The sequence below is a fragment of the Streptomyces sp. Root431 genome (genome assembly GCF_001426585.1).
Lineage (GTDB): Bacteria > Actinomycetota > Actinomycetes > Streptomycetales > Streptomycetaceae > Streptomyces > Streptomyces stackebrandtii.
In genome coordinates this window covers 179,968-195,756 of record NZ_LMEI01000011.1, presented here as the reverse complement: position 1 = coordinate 195,756, position 15,789 = coordinate 179,968, and the positions used below count along the sequence as shown (strand labels likewise).

Here is a 15,789-nt window from a genome sequence, read left to right as displayed (position 1 = left end):
GTAAATCCGGATGACGGACGGCCCGAGGGTGGGTAGAACACCCATGATGACCACCACCCTGCGGCCGGCCGAGCCGCTTCAGCAGACGCCCGACGGCGGCCGTTCCCGCACCTACGACGTGTGCGTGAACAGCCGCCGCGTCGGCTCCGTCCACCTCGCGACCGATCCCGGCTTCGGCGCCGCATCGGGCCTGATCCGGGAGCTCCGGGTCGACGAGCCGGACCGGCGGCGGGGCCGGGGCACGGTCGCCGCGCTCGCCTCCGAGGAGGTGCTGCGGGGCTGGGGCTGCGTCGAGGTGCAGATATCGGTGCCCGCCGACGCGGAGGCGGCGCTGCGGATGGCACGGTCGCTCGGCTACACCGAGCGCAGCCGGAACATGGTCAAGGAGCTGGGCGCCGAGCCGCCGGCGCTGCCGGAGGGCGTCGAGGTCCGGCCCATGACCGGGAGCGAGTTCACCGAGTGGGAGGCGAGGGCCAAGGAGGGCTTCGCGCAGAGCTGGATCGACCGCGGCGTCCCCGAGGACCAGGCCCGTGCCAAGGCCGACGACAGTCACCGCCGGTACCTCCCGCAGGGCCTGGCCACCCCCGGCGTCGCGATCCACGTGGTCGTCCGGGACGGCCGGCCCGCCGGCTTCCTGTGGACCGGCCGCATCGAGCTCGAACCGGGACGGTGGGCGGCATTCGTCTACGACATCGAGGTCGCCGAGGAGCAGCGCGGGCGCGGCTACGGCCGGGCCCTCATGCTGCTCGCCGAGCGGGTCGCGCGGGACGCCGGGGAGGAACTGCTCGGACTCCACGTCTTCGCGGGCAACACCCCGGCCATCCGGCTCTACGAATCCCTCGGCTACCGGACGACCTACGTGAACAGCGCCAAGGAGCTGCTGTGAGGGAGCTGCCGTAGGGGAGCTGCTGCAGGAGGCTTCGGCAGGGGAGCGCCGGGGCGGTCAGCCCTTCAGGAGGCGGTCGGCGATCTCCGCGATCCGCTGCCGCAGGCCGTCCTGGCTCTGGCCGCCGTCGAGGCGCTCGCCGCCGATGACATAGGTCGGGGTCCCGGTGACCTTGATCGCCTTGCCCTCGGCCTCGTCCGCGTCGACGGTCAGCAGGTGGCGCCCGTCGATCAGGGCGGTGTCGAACTCCTCGGCGTCCAGACCCAGTTCGGTCGCCACCTCCAGGAGCACCGGCTCGCCCCGGTCGCCGAGCTCGGCGGTCCTGGCGAGCAGCGCCTCCACGTACGGCCAGCCCTTGCCCTGCTCGACGGCCTCCTCGGCGGCCTGCGCGGCGGCGTACGCGTGCTTGTGCTTCGCCAGCGGGAAGTGGCGCAGCTGTACGTCGAGCCGGTCGCCGTACGTCTCGCGCAGGGCGCGGACGTCGTCGAGGGCCACGAAGCAGTCGGGGCACTGGAGGTCGAACCAGGCCTCCAGGACGACGGGGGAGGCGGGTGCGGTGGTGGAGTCGTTCATGCCAGCAGTGTCCCTCACCGGGACCTGGGGAGGAGATCCGGCCGCGGCGACCCCGAGATCTCCCTGATAAGGGCCGGGGAACATGGCCCCGGGCGCCCTCGGCGGTGCAGGATGGAAGGGACGTATCACCCGGACCAGGAGGATCGCATGCTCGCCGAGACCATTTGCTCCGCGGCGGCCGTGGCGGGCCTGGGCATCGCCGCGATCACGGCGTACCGGAAGCGCTATCTGTCCGCCGCCCGGATCGCCGCCTACGCCTTGGTGCCGCTGGGTCTCGTGATGATCGGCGCCGTCGACTGGCTCGCCGACACGGCCTTCAGTCCGGTGGCCTGGGCCGGGTTCGGCGTGCTCGGTGGCGCCTGGCTGCTCTTCTCGTCCACGCGGGCCGTCGAGCGGCGCAGGGCCGGCCGCAAGGAGACCACCGGGGGAGCGGAGCGGGCTGCCGTGGCCCCGGCCGCTTCCTCGCCCTCGCGAGCCGTCGCGCCGAAGCCTCAGGCCGGTAGGGCGGGCCAGTCCGCTCAGTCCGGTCAGCCCGCCGGAGAGGACTTCAGTGACATCGAGGCGATTCTGAAGAAGCACGGAATCTGATCACTTCTGGCGCTTCCCGTTCCCGTGATCCACGGGAAGGGGTGAACACCCCGTGCAATGGGGCGTGTTTCGGGTTTTTCCGGGCTCGGCGTGCGTCATCATCCCCCCGAGATGCTGGATACCTCGCGGGAACCCGTCCCCGCCGCCCCCGATGCCGTCGGCGCTGCCGACCTCCCCGCGGAAGAACCGCGCGGCTGTCTGTTCGCGCTCTCCCAGCCGCCGCTGATGATCTTCCTCGCGGTCATCGGCTGTCTGCTCCTGACGGCCGCCGTGCACGATCTCTTCGTGCTGTGACCCCGAGGGGGTGTCCCGTCAGCCCGCGGCTTCCTTGCGGCGCGCCCGGTACGCGGCCACGTGCAGGCGGTTCCCGCAGGTGCGGCTGTCGCAGTAGCGGCGCGAGCGGTTGCGGGAGAGGTCGACGAAGGCCCGGCCGCAGTCCGGCGCCTCGCAGCGCCGCAGCCGCTCCTGCTCGCCCGCCACGACGATGAACGCGAGGGCCATGCCGCAGTCGGCGCCGAGATGGTCCGCCACCGAGGCGCCCGGCGCGAAGTAGTGCACGTGCAGGTCGTAGCCGTCGTGGTCGGTGAGCTGCGGAGTGGTGCCCGCCGCCGCCACGAGCTGGTTGATCAGCGGGGCCGCGATCCGGGGCTCGGGTGCGGAGAAGACGGCGGCGAACTTCTCGCGCACGTCGCGCACGGCCTTCAGGTCCTCGGCCCCGAGTTCGCCGACGTCGCTGATCTTGTGTGCGTGGACGAAGGTGCGCAGCCCTTCGAGGTCCGCGAGCTCGTCGGGACGGTCGCCCTGAGGGGCGGTGTTCATCAGATCGACGACGGTGTCGAGGGCGATCCGGGTGTCGTGGGGGATCAGCACGATTCGCTCCCTGGCCGGCCGCGGGCGGCGCCCGCGGAATGGCGCTGACTCTAGCGCGGCCGGGAAAGGGACAACGGCGCCCACCACCGCGCCGGCTGCGCGGTGGGGAACGCCGTCGTCGTGCCTATGTGACTGCCCACGCGGCGCCGTCGCCCCGAGTCGGACGACGCCGTGCGGCTCTCGGCCTGGCTCAGCTGTCAGCCAGGATGTGGGAGAGCTCCGTATCGAGATCGAAGTGCCGGTGCTCGGTGCCCGGTGGCACGGCGGCGTCGGTCCGCTTCAGGAACGACTCCAGGGCCCGCGCCGGGGCCTCGAGCAGGGCTTCTCCCTCGGGTGAGCTCAACGCGATGCAGACGACTCCCTGGCCGTGACTACGGGATGGCCAGACGCGGACGTCGCCCGTGCCGGTGGGCCGGTGCAGCCCCTCGGCGAGAAGGTCGCGGGCGAAGACCCACTCGACCGTCTCCTCGGCTCCGGTGTGGAAGGTGGCGTGCACGGCATACGGATCGGCCGTGTCATACCGCAGGCCCGCGGGTACAGGCAGTGAGGACTCGCTCGACACAACGAGGCGCAGGTGCAGCTCGCAGCTGACCGTGGTGTTCATAAGCGCCAGGGCCTTTCGCTCAGTGTGCGCTCGGGGATTCGCACGTCGGCGAAATCGACATGCCACCTCCGGTGCCGTTGTAAACCCCTCTGTCGGTTTTGTGATCGTTCAGGTAGCTCGGATGGCCGCATGTAACTTTGGGTAATACCGCCATACCGGTGGGGCCCCCGAGTCCGGTAAGTTGGGGGGTATGCATGCGGAGAGTGACGAGCGCACAGGGGATCCCGCAGCCGGCCAGGAAGCCGAATTGGGATCCCGCGCACCGGAGTTCATCAAGTCCCGACGAGGCCTGCACCTGAGCTGGCAGGTCGGTGTCTTCATCGTGGGACTGGCCGTGGTCGGCGCGGGCATCGTGATGCTGCCGCTGCCGGGACCCGGCTGGCTGGTCATCTTCGGCGGCATGGCGATCTGGGCGACCGAGTTCGTCTGGGCACAGCTCGTGCTCCGCTGGACCAAGCGAAAGGTCACCGAGGCCGCCCAGCGCGCCCTCGATCCCAAGGTCCGCCGCAGGAACATCATCCTCACCACCGTCGGCCTGGTGATCATCGGCGCCCTGCTCGCCGTCTACCTCTGGAAGTTCGGCATCGTCATGCCCTGGAAGATCGACGAGTGACCTTCCGATGGTTCGGGAGCCCCGCTGACATGGGGTAATGTTTGCGGTGCGCCCGGGCGATTAGCTCAGTGGGAGAGCACTTCGTTCACACCGAAGGGGTCACTGGTTCGAACCCAGTATCGCCCACCACCCGGCCCGAAGGCCCGGAGACGATCACCGTCTCCGGGCCTTCGGCGTTTCACCGCATCCGCCCCAGCCGCTCCCGCAGCCGCCGCGCGTCCCGCAGCCGCTGCTCGTAGGTGGCGCCCACCGCGAGCAGCAGGAGCCCGGCGAGGGCCGGCGGCAGCCAGCGGGGCAGCGCGCCCACGGCCTGCACGACGTACGGGGCCAGCTCGTGCAGCCCGTCCAGGGCGAGGACCGTGCCGCCGAGCACGAGCAGCGCCCGGAGCCGGAACCGCGCGCCCAGCAGCGTCACGACGAGCGCCGCGACCCCCAGGAGCAGCGGGCGCACCCAGTCCGGGTCCACCCAGGCCGCGACGAGGCTCGGCAGCAGCGTCGCCGCGAGACCCGGGCCGTACGCCGTCCACGACGCGGCCTCCGGGTCCCGGCGCCGCCGCAGGAAGCCGACGGCCAGCGCGGGCAGCGTCACCGGGAGCGTGTACGCCTCCGGGGTCGTCACGTCCGAGACAGCGAGGCGCACCCAGGTGGCGAGGAGGAACAGGACCGCCGCCGTCCACGAGGCGAAGGCGCGCCGCTCCGGCCGGACCGCCGTCGCCGCCGCGATCACCCCGCCGAGGGCGAGGGCGAGCGCGAGGAACGCGGGCCGGGACGCGGCGAGCCCCAGGGCGAGCAGCCCCACGGAGGCACCGGAGATCTCGGTCGCCAGGGCCACCGGGCCCGTGCGCGTCCGGGCGGCGAGCGCCGCGGTGGCCGCAGGGACCAGGAGCAGCGCGAGCGCCGTCCAGTGGTCCTCGAACCCGGCGGCGGACGCCACCGCGAGGACGAGCCCCGTCGCGGCGAGGACTGCGGCGCAGGTCGACAGCACCCGGCGCGCGCCCGCCCCGAGCACGGCGACGCCCGTGAAGAGGGCGAGCAGCACCCCCAGCGAGGCGAAGGTCGCCCCGCGGACGTCCAGGGCGAGCGCGACCGCGCTCACGGCGGACGCGAGCCCGCCGGTGTACGCGCACCAGCCGAGCGCGGTACGGGGCTCCACGACGGTCGCCCGAGGCTGGGGCCGGCGGGGCGCCCACGTGCCCCAGGGAGTCCCCGGACCGGGCAGCGGAGGCACGGCGGGACCGGAGGGCTGCCCGGCCGGAGCGTCCTGCGCCTGGCTCCGCCGGACCCCGCGCAGCAGCGGGCCGGGGCGGACGGCGAGCGCGAGGGCGGCCGCCGTGGTGAGGAGCTGGAGGGCGAGCGTCGGCGCGTACGGCAGGTCCAGGGAGACCGGCAGGGCCGTGAGCAGCGACCAGACCGCGGCGAACGCGCCGCAGCGGGCCCAGAGCCGGGGGACGACCGCGAGTGCGAGGGCGGCCACGAGGAGGACCAGGGCGGCGGTCGCCGGGTACGTGGTCAGGGCACGCTCGGCGTGCTCGCCGGACCACACCTCCGTCGTCCGGCCCACCGGCCCCAGCAGACCCACGGCCGCGGGCGGCAGCGCCCACAGGGCGCCGAGCGCCAGGACACCGGCGCCCGCACCGGCCAGCCCGAGCCGGATCCCACGCGGCAGCGACACGGGGCCCGCCTCGCCTGCCGCGTCCGTGGCCGCCGGCGTACCCACCCGCCACACCGCCGCCAGGACGAGACCGCACAGCACGTATCCCGGAACCTCCCAGGCCGACGGGACGGCCGCGCGGAGGAGGCCGCCGAGGGCCGCCACCGCCGACAGGCCCGCGAGCGACGAGGCCGCCGCCGCGAGCGGGGGACGGCGCCAGGCCACGTACAGGGTCAGGGCCGCGATCGCCAGGAGGAGCGGCGCGCCGCTCCACGGGGAGGTCAGGGAGAGCCAGGCGCCCGTCAGGAGCGACCAGGCGCCCAGCGCCGTCGCACCGGTGACCGCCGTGATCCGGACCGCCGCCGGGCGGGTCCAGAGCGCCACCGCCGCATCCGCCGCGACCGTGACCAGCGCCGCCCAGGCGAAGGCCGTCGGCCCGCCCCCGGCCGCGAGCACGCCGAGCGGCAGCGGCAGCTGGGCCGCGACCACGGCCACCGGCCGCGGGATCCGCAGCCGCGGCAGTGCCGAGCCGTACGCCGTCCATGCGCCCGCGAGGACCGCGGACGCGACCGCCGTGTACCCCAGGCCGTCCGTGCCGGCCAGCGCCACCCGGTGCAGCGCGTACGCGTCGAGGACCATCAGGACGAGGCCCAGCGCCCCCACCGACTCGGCCGTCGAGACCAGTCCCTTCCGCAGCAGCGCCACCGGCGCCGCCAGCGCGGCGGAGGTCACCACGAGCAGCACCGCCGCGCGACCGCCGATGCCCATCGAGCCCCAGCTGACGAGCGTGAAGGCGACCGCGGCGATCGTCAGGAGCGTCCCGCCGAGCGTCAGCAGCACGTTCTGCGCGCTCCGCGGGGTCGAGTCCGCGACCGGCCCGCCCTTCGGCCACGGCGGCGCCGCGACCCCGCTCCCGGCCCACGGCTGCGCGGCCGCCGCGACCGGCGGGTACAGCGCCCGGATCAGCCAGGCCCTGCGGGTCAGCAACTGGGTCCGACGCGCATCGAGTTGCGCCAGCTCGCGGTCGACGAGCACCAGCTCGTCCGCGGGCGGCAGGGAATTGTCCATACCCGGAGTGTGGCCCCGGCCACAGGCGACGGGAATGCGTCGCCGTACTCAGATCCCGGCCTGAGTACCCCAGACTGGGGGCATGGACTGGTGCCGGTACCGCTTCCGGAGTGTCTGGCGGCTCGCCGCCCCGCCCGACGCCGTCTACGCCGTGCTCGAACGCGCCGAGGACTACCCCCGCTGGTGGCCCCAGGTCCGCGAGGCCGTCCCCCTCGACGACACCACCGGCACCGCCCGCTTCCGCTCCCTCCTGCCCTACGACCTCGTCGTCACCGCCCGCGCCCTGCGCCGCGACCCCGTCGCCAGGGTCCTGGAGGTCGGGCTCGGCGGGGACCTGGAGGGATGGGTCCGCTGGACGCTCGCGGGGGAGGGGCCCGGTACCCGCGTCGTGTACGAGCAGGAGGTGGAGGTCCACGCCCGGCTCCTGCGGCTCCTCGCCGTCCCCGGACGGCTCGTCTTCCGGGCCAATCACGCGCTGATGATGAGGGGAGGGCGGCGCGGACTCGCGGCCCTGTTGAAGGGGTCGCTCGACGAGCGTCGTTGAGGGGCGGCGGTCGGGCGGCGGGCTGGTTTGAAGGAACCCCTTGCGGGGCTGTATGGTTCAACCCGTTCCCGGGCGATTAGCTCAGCGGGAGAGCACTTCGTTCACACCGAAGGGGTCACTGGTTCGATCCCAGTATCGCCCACCGGGAGAGGCCGGTCCGTCGAAAGACGGACCGGCCTTTGTCATGCGGCGGCCTTCTCGACCGTCCGCCCCATGTGTCAGGCCGCCGTGCGCAGTTCCGGCCGCAGCGGCCACGCCGGGTCCACCGTCTCCGGCGTCCCCTGCCGGGTGAACCAGGCCTGGAGCCCGCGCGCCTGGGCCGCGTGCCACACCGCCTGGAGCGTGTGCAGCTCCGCCGGGGTCAGCCGCTCGAGACGGGCCGAGAAGCGCCGCGCCACCGCCCGTACGACCTCCAGCGACGCCGTCGCGTCGGCCGCCGCGTCGTGCGCCCCGGACAGCTCCACCTCGTAGTGCGCGCAGAGGTCGGTGAGCGTGCGGCGGCCCTTGCGGTACCGGTCCAGATGCTTGTCCAGGACCCGCGGGTCGAGCACGCACAGCGGCGAACTCGCCAGATAGGTCCCCAGCGACGACGCCCGGTGCCGGCGCAGCTCCCGGTCCAGGATCGTCAGGTCGAACGGTGCGTTCATCACCACGAGCGGCCGCCCCGCGGCGGTCTGCTCGGCCAGCGCCCGGGCCAGTTCCTCCATCACCGGAGCCGGCCACCGGCCGTTGCGCTGGAGGTGATCGTCCGTCAGGCCGTGGATCGCGGTGGCCTGCTCGGGCACGGCTATGCCCGGGTTGACCAGCCAGCGCGTCACCCGCGGCCGCGCCCCGGCCGCGTCCTGTACGACGAGGGCGGCCGAGACGATCCGGTCCTCCTCGACGTCAACTCCTGTGGTCTCCGTGTCGAAAGCGGCCAGGGGCCCTTCGTACCAGTGCGTCGTCATCCCCGAACTCCTCGCACCCCAGCGGCAGATGGCCATCCCCCTGCCCGAAACGGTGATACCCGGACTGTTTGCGCCGTACGCGGACCGGTCACAACATCAGGGACGGGGAAGGAAATCGACATGGCGCTCGCCCAGCCCGAGTCGGGAGGGCTGCCGCCCCAGCGGGCAGCATCGACGCGCGGCTCACTCGCCACCACGGCCTGCATGGAGACCCTCCAGGTGGGCTACCTCCACGCGGTCGCCGCGGCGGCCGGCTGTTCACTGTCCCAGCCGTTTCCGGACAACGGCATCGACTGGCACGTCAGCCACGGCTCGCCCGCACACACCGTCGACGACGAAGTGACCATCAAGGTGCAGCTCAAGTGCACCTATCAGATACCGCCGCACCCGCCGGGGAACTCGTTCTCGTTCACCCTCGACAACGACCACCTCGTGAAGCTCGCCAGGACCCCCGTGTCCGTGCACAAGATCCTGGTCGTGATGCTCGTCCCGAGGACGCAGGACGACTGGCTCAGGGCGAGCCACGACCGGCTCGACCTGCGGCACTGCTGCTACTGGATCAACCTGGCCGGACACCCGGTCACGGGACGCCGCCGGACCACGGTGCGCATCCCGACGGCGCGGATCTTCGACGACCGGGCGCTCTGCGAGATCATGACCCGGGTCGGCGTGGGAGGGAGACCTTGATGCACCGACCGATCGACGACCCCGACGGCGGGTACGGAGCCGGCGGCTACGGAACCGGCGGTGAGGGCGGCGGGCGCGGTTCCGGCTCCGTACCGCCGCCCTACCGGCCCCACCCGGCGCCCGGCGAAACCCCCGGGCCCTGGACCGGGATCCCGGCACCGCCCGCCGGACCCTGGGCCGACACGCAGGGCCCGCCCGACCCCGGGCGGGTCGACCCGCGCGTCCTCGGCGCCCTCCTCGCCCGCCACGGCTGGCGGCGGCGCGGCGGGGCCGCCGGGCGCTACAGCCGCTGGACCCCGCCCGGCGGCCCCGGCGGCACCGGACACGGCGGCACCAGCCTGCTCGTCCCCGAGAGCCGGGCCTTCCCGGACTGCGAGGACCTGCTCGGCGAGGCGCTCGCCGCTCTCGCCCACAGCGGCACGCCCTCCGCGCGCGAGGTCCTCACCGGCCTCGCCGTCCCCAGCGACGAGATCCGCTGGTGGCGCGACGTACCGCCGGGCCCGGCCGGGACGGTCCCCTGGACCGTGCAGGAACAGCTCAGGTCGGCGGCCCGCCAGCTGCTCCTCGCGGGCGCCCTCGCCGTGCGCGGCCGGGCCGGCTACCACGGCGCCCGCCACCGCCGGCCCGCCCAGGCCTCCCTGGAGACCGTCGTCGTGGGCGCGGCGCCCGGCGGGCGCGGCCTGACCGCCTTCCTGCCCGTCGAACCGGGCCGGCCGATCGCCGTCCGGCTCTACCACGCGCTCTACGCGGCCCGGGAGGCCACCGACTACCAGCGGGCCACCGGCGGCATGGAGGCCTTCGACGCCGCCGTCGAGGCGGGCGTGAGCCGCGAGCTCACCGAGGCCCTCGTCGCCCTGGTCCGGGGCACCGAGGGAGCCAGGATCGCCCTCGAGTGGGCCCCGGCCGCCGGAGCGCCCGAGGGGTGCGCCGCCCGTCCCGAGCCCGTCGAGTTCTCACCGGGCGACCTGCCCGCCCTGCGCGAGGCGAGCGCCCGCTACCTGACGGACGAGCCCTCCGTACCGGTACGGATCACGGGGGCCGTCGTCCGCATGCGACGCTCGGGGGCGCGCGGCGACGGCACCGTCCGGCTGCGGGTGCTCGGCGGGGCGGAGGTCCCGCACGTCCGCGTCACCCTCGGCGAGGAGGCGTATCGCACGGCCGTCCACGCCCATCTCGTCGGGCTGCCGATCAGGGTCGTGGGCCGCCTGGAGAGCCGAGGCGGCTTCCGGCGGCTCACCGACGCCTCCGGGGTCGTCCCGGTCCAGGTGGACGAGGCGGAACGGGACCGGCTGATGAAGTCGCTCCACGAGAACCTCGACTTCTTCGAGGAGGCGTGCGGCCCGGACGAGGAGTGACGGCCGCGTTAGGCGGTCGCGTACGCCCGCCTACGGGACCGGCGAGTGAGCCGAAGGGGCGCGCCGGGGGAACAGGGGCGAGCGCGCGGAGCCTCCCGAGCATCGTGGGAGGTGAGCAGGGTCGCCCCTGTGAGCCCGGCTGCAGCGCCCCGGTGGCGAACCGAGCCCTTAAGATCGGAGGCGACGCGGCACCTCGTCTCTGTCGCGCACCGCCGGCGCCGGCACCTCGTGCCTGCCTGCGCCCCAAAGGAAGAAGAACACCAGTGTCTGAAGTCCGTGTGACCGTCCAGTCCGCCTCGGAGGCAGAGGAGAGGGCGGTGAGCGCGGGCACCACCGCCGGTGCCCTCTTCGCCGACGACCGCACCGTGATCGCCGCCCGCGTCGGCGGCGAGCTGAAGGACCTCTCGTACGAGCTCGCCGAGGGCGATGTCGTCGAGGGCGTCGAGATCTCCTCCCCGGACGGTCTCGACATCCTGCGCCACTCCACCGCCCACGTCATGGCCCAGGCCGTGCAGGAGCTCTTCCCCGAGGCCAAGCTGGGCATCGGCCCGCCGGTCCGGGACGGCTTCTACTACGACTTCGACGTCGAGAAGCCCTTCACTCCCGAGGACCTCAAGGTCATCGAGAAGAAGATGCAGGAGATCCAGAAGCGCGGCCAGCGCTTCTCCCGCCGCGTGGTGACCGACGAGGACGCCCGCGCCGAGCTGGCGGACGAGCCGTACAAGCTGGAGCTCATCGGCATCAAGGGCTCCGCCTCCACCGACGACGGGGCCAACGTCGAGGTGGGCGGCGGCGAGCTGTCCATCTACGACAACCTCGACGCCAAGACCGGCGAGCTGTGCTGGAAGGACCTCTGCCGCGGTCCGCACCTGCCGACCACCCGGAACATCCCGGCGTTCAAGCTCATGCGCAACGCGGCCGCCTACTGGCGCGGCAGCGAGAAGAACCCGATGCTCCAGCGGATCTACGGCACCGCGTGGCCGTCGAAGGACGAGCTGAAGGCGCACCTCGACTTCCTCGCCGAGGCCGAGAAGCGCGACCACCGCAAGCTCGGCAACGAGCTCGACCTCTTCTCCGTCCCGGACGAGATCGGCTCCGGCCTCGCGGTCTTCCACCCCAAGGGCGGCATCATCCGCCGGGTCATGGAGGACTACTCGCGCAAGCGCCACGAGGAGGAGGGCTACGAGTTCGTCTACTCGCCGCACGCCACCAAGGGCAAGCTGTTCGAGAAGTCGGGCCACCTCGACTGGTACGCCGAGGGCATGTACCCCCCCATGCAGCTCGACGAGGGCGTGGACTACTACCTCAAGCCCATGAACTGCCCGATGCACAACCTGATCTTCGACGCGCGCGGGCGCTCCTACCGTGAGCTGCCGCTGCGCCTGTTCGAGTTCGGCACCGTGTACCGGTACGAGAAGTCCGGCGTCGTCCACGGCCTGACCCGGGCGCGCGGCTTCACCCAGGACGACGCGCACATCTACTGCACCCGCGAGCAGATGGCGGAGGAGCTGGACAAGACCCTCACCTTCGTCCTCAACCTGCTGCGCGACTACGGTCTGAACGACTTCTACCTGGAGCTGTCCACCAAGGACCCGGAGAAGTTCGTCGGCTCGGACGAGGTGTGGGAGGAGGCCACCGCGGTCCTCCAGCAGGTCGCCGAGAAGCAGGGCCTCCCGCTGACCCCCGACCCGGGCGGCGCCGCGTTCTACGGCCCGAAGATCTCGGTGCAGGCGCGGGACGCCATCGGCCGTACCTGGCAGATGTCGACCGTGCAGCTCGACTTCAACCTGCCGGAGCGCTTCGACCTGGAGTACACCTCCCCGGACGGCACCAAGCAGCGCCCGGTCATGATCCACCGTGCGCTCTTCGGTTCGATCGAGCGGTTCTTCGCCGTGCTCCTGGAGCACTACGCGGGTGCGATGCCGCCGTGGCTGGCGCCGGTGCAGGCGACCGGTATCCCGATCGGCGACGCCCACGTCGACTACCTCCAGGAGTTCGCCGTCAAGGCGAAGAAGCAGGGCCTGCGGGTCGAGGTCGACTCCTCTTCGGACCGGATGCAGAAGAAGATCCGGAACGCGCAGAAGCAGAAGGTCCCGTTCATGATCATCGCTGGTGACGAGGACATGGCCGCCGGTGCCGTCTCCTTCCGCTACCGCGACGGTTCGCAGGAGAACGGCATCCCCGTCGACGAGGCCATCGCCAAGATCGCCAAGATCGTCGAGGACCGCGTCCAGGTCTGACGGCCCCACGCGTGATCAGGCCCCCGGGGAATCCCCCGGGGGCCTCTTCTCGTCCTCCCGCGTGAACGCCTGGATCAGCCAGGACGAGAACGAACCCGTCACCGCGCCGAGCAGCGCGAGCCCGCAGGCCATCACGCCCACCGCCGTCAACCGGCCCATCGTGGTCACCGGGGCCACATCCCCGTATCCCACGGTCGAGAGCGTGGAGCAGGTCCACCACAGCGCGTCGCCGAAGGTGCGGATCGTGGCGCCCGGGGCGTCCACCTCGTACTTGTAGACGGTGAGGGCTCCGGCGAAGCCCAGCAGGGTCGTGGTGAGGCCGGAGTAGACCATCACGCGCACGTAGAGGCTGAGCCGCGGTTTGTCGTGGCGGCGCTGCACCCGGTCGTAGATGTTCACCATCCGCACCGGCCGCAGCAGCGGAATCACCACGACCACCGTGTCGAGGAGATGGGTGCGGACGAAGCGGAGCGGGCCGAGGCCGCTGAGGCGGAGCCGTACCGCGTAGTCCACGATGAAGACGGCCCAGGCGGCGAGGGTGACGGCGAGGCAGAGGTCGAGCCAGACCTGGGGGAGATCGTGCTGACCGAGGACCTGGACCGCGTAGCCCGTCAGAAAGGCGAGGGAGGCCACGGCGAGCGGGGTCTCCATGCGGCGGTCCCAGCGTTCCTGCCGGGGCGGTTTCGGTGGCCGTGCGCTCATCGGATCAGCATGGCGGCCGCATGGATCTTCCGCCCCGGCGACACGTTCCGAACGGGCGACGCAATATGCTGCACAGCATGACGACTGAGCCGGAGCAGCAGATCGGAGTCGGGACGCGGGACGCGTTCCAGCGCCTGTGGACGCCTCACCGGATGGCGTACATCCAGGGCGAGAACAAGCCGACCGGGCCGGGGGCCGACGACGGCTGTCCGTTCTGCTCGATTCCGGCGAAGTCCGACGAGGACGGTCTGGTGATCGCCCGCGGCGAGAGCGTGTACGCGGTCCTCAACCTGTACCCGTACAACGGCGGCCACCTCATGGTCGTCCCGTACCGCCACGTCGCCGACTACACCGATCTGGACGTCGCGGAGACGGCGGAGCTCGCCGACTTCACCAAGCGCGCGATGGTCGCGCTGCGGACGGCGTCGGGTGCGCACGGCTTCAACATCGGCATGAACCAGGGCGCCGTCGCCGGCGCCGGGATCGCCGCGCACCTGCACCAGCACGTGGTGCCGCGCTGGGGCGGCGACACCAACTTCATGCCGGTCGTCGGGCACACCAAGGTGCTGCCGCAGCTGCTCGCCGACACCCGGAAGATGCTGGCCGACGCCTGGCCGGCCACCGTCTGATCCGTACGCAAGCGGCGGCCCGGGTCCGAGCGGCCCGGGCCCGATCAGCCCCGGGCCCGAGCGGCCCGAGGCCGAGCCCCTCGGGTCAGGCGTCGTAGACGTCGGCCTTCTTCGGGCCCGGGTCCTGGACGCCGCCGCCGAGGATCAGCGAGCGGTTGGTGAAGCGCTCCGTGTCCACACCGTGGTCGTCGAGCATCTTGATCGTCGCGGAGTGGACCGCGCGCAGCACCGGCGTCGCCATGCGGATCGCGTCGTCGGCCATGAAGCGGTTCTTCCAGAGCGGGCCCGCCCAGACGTGCCGCAGGCCGAAGGGCTCGGGCAGAACCATCTTGCCGCCGAGGAACTCCAGGACCGGCGGATACCAGGTCAGCGGGGCGCGCACGGCGAGTCGGACGATGTCGTCGGTCTCCAGGAGCGCCTGCTGGATCTCCCGCGTCTCCCAGAAGCGGACGGTCTTGGAGACCTCCTTGGTCTTGGCCTTCGGCTTGGTGGTGAAGAGGCCGTGCACGGGCCCGAGGGCGTGGCCGGTGACCTCGATCCGCAGGGTGTGGTGGAGCGACGTGACCGTCACCATCATCGTCAGGACCAGGTTCCCGTCCCAGAGCGTGAACTGCACCCCCAGGTAGTGGCGGTTGCCCGCGCCGAACTGCTGGTCGTTGCAGATGCGCTGTATCTCGTGCGGCTTGACCTGGTAGTGCACGATGCTGTCGCCCTCGGGGCGGCTGACCTCGTCGGCGCCCTCGCCTACCGGGGAGACGATCCAGTGCTTGACGGTCGGCTTGGGGAAGCCCGTCTTGAGGGAGCCGCGCTCCAGGAGCGTGAGCTCGTCGTGGATCTTCCGTATGACGTCCCAGGCGCGGAAGGCGTGGATCTCCCGGCCTGCCTGGGGGATGAGCTCCTCGGCGAGCGTCCAACTGCCCCAGCGGGTCCCGAGACCGAGGACGCCCTTGGCGCCCGCGTAGAACACGATGTTGGACTGCTGCTCGGCCGCGAGCTTCTCCAGATTGACCCGGAGCTCCTCCGCCGACTTCTCGCCCGGATCCTGCGGAGCGGACTTGGGCACGTGGGGGCCCACACCGCCGCCGCTGAGCAGTCCCGTCCACCGCTCGCGCAGGTCGATGGCGTACCGCTCGCAGATCCGGCGCGCGAGGAACCAGCCCACGACCGGCGCCACGATCATCGCGCGCAGGTAGTTGGGCAGGAGGCCGTTGAAGGGCAGCTTGAGCAGGACGATCGCGGCGACGACCCCGGCCCCGATCAGGAGGGCGGTGCCGGCGGCGCCCGCGCGCCTGTTCTCGGAGCCGGCGGAGAGGCGGCGGAGCTGGATGACGCCGAGCCACAACAGCAGACCGGGCAGGAAGAGCACTCCGCAGACGAAGGTGACCAGGGTCAGCTTGATGTCGCGCTGCCGGCGGATGTGCGTGGCGGCGAGGCAGTGCTCGACGACCGGCTGGGGGTCGGCGCCGAAGGACTGGATGAGGGCCTTGCGGGCGCCGCCGAGCACACGGACCTGGACGGCACGGGAGAAGGCCTCGCCGAGGTCGGGGCGGAAGAGCCCCCATCTCCCCTCTTTGACCGTCGTCTTGTAGAGGTCGTTGTCCGCCTCCTGGATCGTCTTGAGCGGGCTGTCCCGGTACGCGGCGGAGGCGAGGGCGTGGGTCGCCCCGGTCTGCCCGTCCGAGCCCATGAGGGGGACTTGAGCCCCGGGTCCGAATCCGTCGAAAGCCACTGTCGCCCCCATCGCCGCGATCACCTGTGCGGGCTGTTCCCAACTGCCGCGCCCCGCACACCTTCTGAGCTGGGCACCACAGCGTAACCGGGTACCGCCTGAT

The 15,789-nt window shown here is 72.4% G+C and carries 16 protein-coding genes and 2 tRNA genes; 11 read left to right on the top strand and 7 right to left on the bottom strand.

Features of this window, described 5'->3' with window-relative positions; translation table 11 throughout:
- Positions 1–46 precede the first annotated feature (46 nt).
- Positions 47–886: a GNAT family N-acetyltransferase gene (locus ASC82_RS20540; protein ID WP_056650806.1), complete on the top strand. Its 840-nt coding sequence runs from the start codon at positions 47–49 to the stop codon at positions 884–886.
- Positions 887–943: 57 nt separating this feature from the next.
- Here ASC82_RS20540 and ASC82_RS20535 read toward each other — a convergent pair whose 3' ends face one another.
- Positions 944–1,459, bottom strand: coding sequence for a DsbA family protein (locus tag ASC82_RS20535; protein WP_024758753.1), 516 nt, complete (start codon positions 1,457–1,459; stop codon positions 944–946).
- A 147-nt stretch (positions 1,460–1,606) separates the two neighbouring features.
- On the opposite strand from ASC82_RS20535, the gene ASC82_RS20530 reads away from it, so the two are divergent.
- Positions 1,607–2,047, top strand: coding sequence for a hypothetical protein (locus ASC82_RS20530; RefSeq protein ID WP_056650033.1), 441 nt, complete (start codon positions 1,607–1,609; stop codon positions 2,045–2,047).
- 111 nt (positions 2,048–2,158) lie between these two features.
- Positions 2,159–2,341: a hypothetical protein gene (locus tag ASC82_RS20525; protein WP_024758755.1), complete on the top strand. Its 183-nt coding sequence runs from the start codon at positions 2,159–2,161 to the stop codon at positions 2,339–2,341.
- An 18-nt stretch (positions 2,342–2,359) separates the two neighbouring features.
- On the opposite strand, the gene ASC82_RS20520 is transcribed toward ASC82_RS20525, so the two are convergent.
- Together ASC82_RS20520 and ASC82_RS20515 are read right to left on the bottom strand one after the other, a co-directional pair.
- A complete protein-coding gene (locus ASC82_RS20520) occupies positions 2,360–2,917 on the bottom strand; it encodes a CGNR zinc finger domain-containing protein (protein ID WP_056650030.1) in 558 nt (185 codons plus the stop codon).
- 190 nt (positions 2,918–3,107) lie between these two features.
- Positions 3,108–3,521, bottom strand: a complete 414-nt coding sequence (locus ASC82_RS20515; RefSeq protein ID WP_015032345.1) for an SsgA family sporulation/cell division regulator — start codon at positions 3,519–3,521, stop codon at positions 3,108–3,110.
- A 190-nt stretch (positions 3,522–3,711) separates the two neighbouring features.
- Here ASC82_RS20515 and ASC82_RS20510 point away from each other — a divergent pair, with 190 nt between their 5' ends.
- The gene (locus ASC82_RS20510; protein WP_056650027.1) at positions 3,712–4,134 is read left to right on the top strand and encodes a TIGR02611 family protein; all 423 of its coding nucleotides are present in this window, start codon (positions 3,712–3,714) and stop codon (positions 4,132–4,134) included.
- 54 nt (positions 4,135–4,188) lie between these two features.
- Positions 4,189–4,263 (top strand) — tRNA-Val (locus tag ASC82_RS20505).
- A gap of 49 nt (positions 4,264–4,312) precedes the next feature.
- Here ASC82_RS20505 and ASC82_RS20500 read toward each other — a convergent pair.
- The gene (locus tag ASC82_RS20500) at positions 4,313–6,853 is read right to left on the bottom strand and encodes a hypothetical protein (RefSeq protein ID WP_056650025.1); all 2,541 of its coding nucleotides are present in this window, start codon (positions 6,851–6,853) and stop codon (positions 4,313–4,315) included.
- An 82-nt stretch (positions 6,854–6,935) separates the two neighbouring features.
- Between ASC82_RS20500 and ASC82_RS20495 the strand changes: the two genes are divergently transcribed.
- Together ASC82_RS20495 and ASC82_RS20490 are read left to right on the top strand one after the other, a co-directional pair.
- Positions 6,936–7,397 (top strand): SRPBCC family protein, encoded by a 462-nt coding sequence (locus tag ASC82_RS20495; RefSeq protein WP_056650022.1) that lies wholly within the window; start codon positions 6,936–6,938, stop codon positions 7,395–7,397.
- 70 nt (positions 7,398–7,467) lie between these two features.
- A tRNA-Val gene (locus ASC82_RS20490) sits at positions 7,468–7,539 on the top strand.
- 76 nt (positions 7,540–7,615) lie between these two features.
- Here ASC82_RS20490 and ASC82_RS20485 read toward each other — a convergent pair.
- A complete protein-coding gene (locus ASC82_RS20485; protein ID WP_056650019.1) occupies positions 7,616–8,344 on the bottom strand; it encodes a 3'-5' exonuclease in 729 nt (242 codons plus the stop codon).
- A gap of 120 nt (positions 8,345–8,464) precedes the next feature.
- On the opposite strand from ASC82_RS20485, the gene ASC82_RS20480 reads away from it, so the two are divergent.
- The 3 genes from ASC82_RS20480 to thrS all read left to right on the top strand — a co-directional run bounded on the left by ASC82_RS20480 (position 8,465) and on the right by thrS (position 12,626).
- Positions 8,465–9,031, top strand: a complete 567-nt coding sequence (locus ASC82_RS20480) for a DUF4365 domain-containing protein (protein ID WP_056650015.1) — start codon at positions 8,465–8,467, stop codon at positions 9,029–9,031.
- A complete protein-coding gene (locus ASC82_RS20475) occupies positions 9,031–10,386 on the top strand; it encodes a hypothetical protein (protein WP_199862576.1) in 1,356 nt (451 codons plus the stop codon). Before ASC82_RS20480 ends, ASC82_RS20475 begins: the two co-directional genes overlap by 1 nt.
- Positions 10,387–10,649: 263 nt before the next feature.
- On the top strand, positions 10,650–12,626 hold the full coding sequence (gene thrS / locus ASC82_RS20470) for a threonine--tRNA ligase (protein WP_024758576.1): 1,977 nt from the start codon (positions 10,650–10,652) through the stop codon (positions 12,624–12,626).
- 15 nt (positions 12,627–12,641) lie between these two features.
- Here the strand turns inward: thrS and ASC82_RS20465 are convergent, their stop codons facing one another.
- Complete coding sequence (locus tag ASC82_RS20465) at positions 12,642–13,328, bottom strand: potassium channel family protein (protein WP_056650012.1); 687 nt, start codon at positions 13,326–13,328, stop codon at positions 12,642–12,644.
- A gap of 65 nt (positions 13,329–13,393) precedes the next feature.
- Here ASC82_RS20465 and ASC82_RS20460 point away from each other — a divergent pair, with 65 nt between their 5' ends.
- Positions 13,394–13,957: an HIT domain-containing protein gene (locus ASC82_RS20460; protein ID WP_024758574.1), complete on the top strand. Its 564-nt coding sequence runs from the start codon at positions 13,394–13,396 to the stop codon at positions 13,955–13,957.
- An 85-nt stretch (positions 13,958–14,042) separates the two neighbouring features.
- Here ASC82_RS20460 and ASC82_RS20455 read toward each other — a convergent pair whose 3' ends face one another.
- Positions 14,043–15,644: a hypothetical protein gene (locus tag ASC82_RS20455; protein ID WP_242427718.1), complete on the bottom strand. Its 1,602-nt coding sequence runs from the start codon at positions 15,642–15,644 to the stop codon at positions 14,043–14,045.
- Positions 15,645–15,789: the final 145 nt, after the last annotated feature.

Excerpts from the sequence above, each read along its gene's own strand:
- ASC82_RS20540 (WP_056650806.1), top strand. The coding sequence starts at position 47 with ATGACCACCACCCTGCGGCCGGCCGAGCCGCTTCAGCAGACGCCCGAC.
- ASC82_RS20535 (WP_024758753.1), bottom strand. The coding sequence starts at position 1,459 with ATGAACGACTCCACCACCGCACCCGCCTCCCCCGTCGTCCTGGAGGCC.
- ASC82_RS20530 (WP_056650033.1), top strand. The coding sequence starts at position 1,607 with ATGCTCGCCGAGACCATTTGCTCCGCGGCGGCCGTGGCGGGCCTGGGC.
- ASC82_RS20525 (WP_024758755.1), top strand. The coding sequence starts at position 2,159 with ATGCTGGATACCTCGCGGGAACCCGTCCCCGCCGCCCCCGATGCCGTC.
- ASC82_RS20515 (WP_015032345.1), bottom strand. The coding sequence starts at position 3,521 with ATGAACACCACGGTCAGCTGCGAGCTGCACCTGCGCCTCGTTGTGTCG.
- ASC82_RS20510 (WP_056650027.1), top strand. The coding sequence starts at position 3,712 with ATGCATGCGGAGAGTGACGAGCGCACAGGGGATCCCGCAGCCGGCCAG.
- ASC82_RS20500 (WP_056650025.1), bottom strand. The coding sequence starts at position 6,853 with ATGGACAATTCCCTGCCGCCCGCGGACGAGCTGGTGCTCGTCGACCGC.
- ASC82_RS20495 (WP_056650022.1), top strand. The coding sequence starts at position 6,936 with ATGGACTGGTGCCGGTACCGCTTCCGGAGTGTCTGGCGGCTCGCCGCC.
- ASC82_RS20485 (WP_056650019.1), bottom strand. The coding sequence starts at position 8,344 with ATGACGACGCACTGGTACGAAGGGCCCCTGGCCGCTTTCGACACGGAG.
- ASC82_RS20480 (WP_056650015.1), top strand. The coding sequence starts at position 8,465 with ATGGCGCTCGCCCAGCCCGAGTCGGGAGGGCTGCCGCCCCAGCGGGCA.
- ASC82_RS20475 (WP_199862576.1), top strand. The coding sequence starts at position 9,031 with ATGCACCGACCGATCGACGACCCCGACGGCGGGTACGGAGCCGGCGGC.
- ASC82_RS20465 (WP_056650012.1), bottom strand. The coding sequence starts at position 13,328 with ATGAGCGCACGGCCACCGAAACCGCCCCGGCAGGAACGCTGGGACCGC.
- ASC82_RS20460 (WP_024758574.1), top strand. The coding sequence starts at position 13,394 with ATGCTGCACAGCATGACGACTGAGCCGGAGCAGCAGATCGGAGTCGGG.
- ASC82_RS20455 (WP_242427718.1), bottom strand. The coding sequence starts at position 15,644 with ATGGGCTCGGACGGGCAGACCGGGGCGACCCACGCCCTCGCCTCCGCC.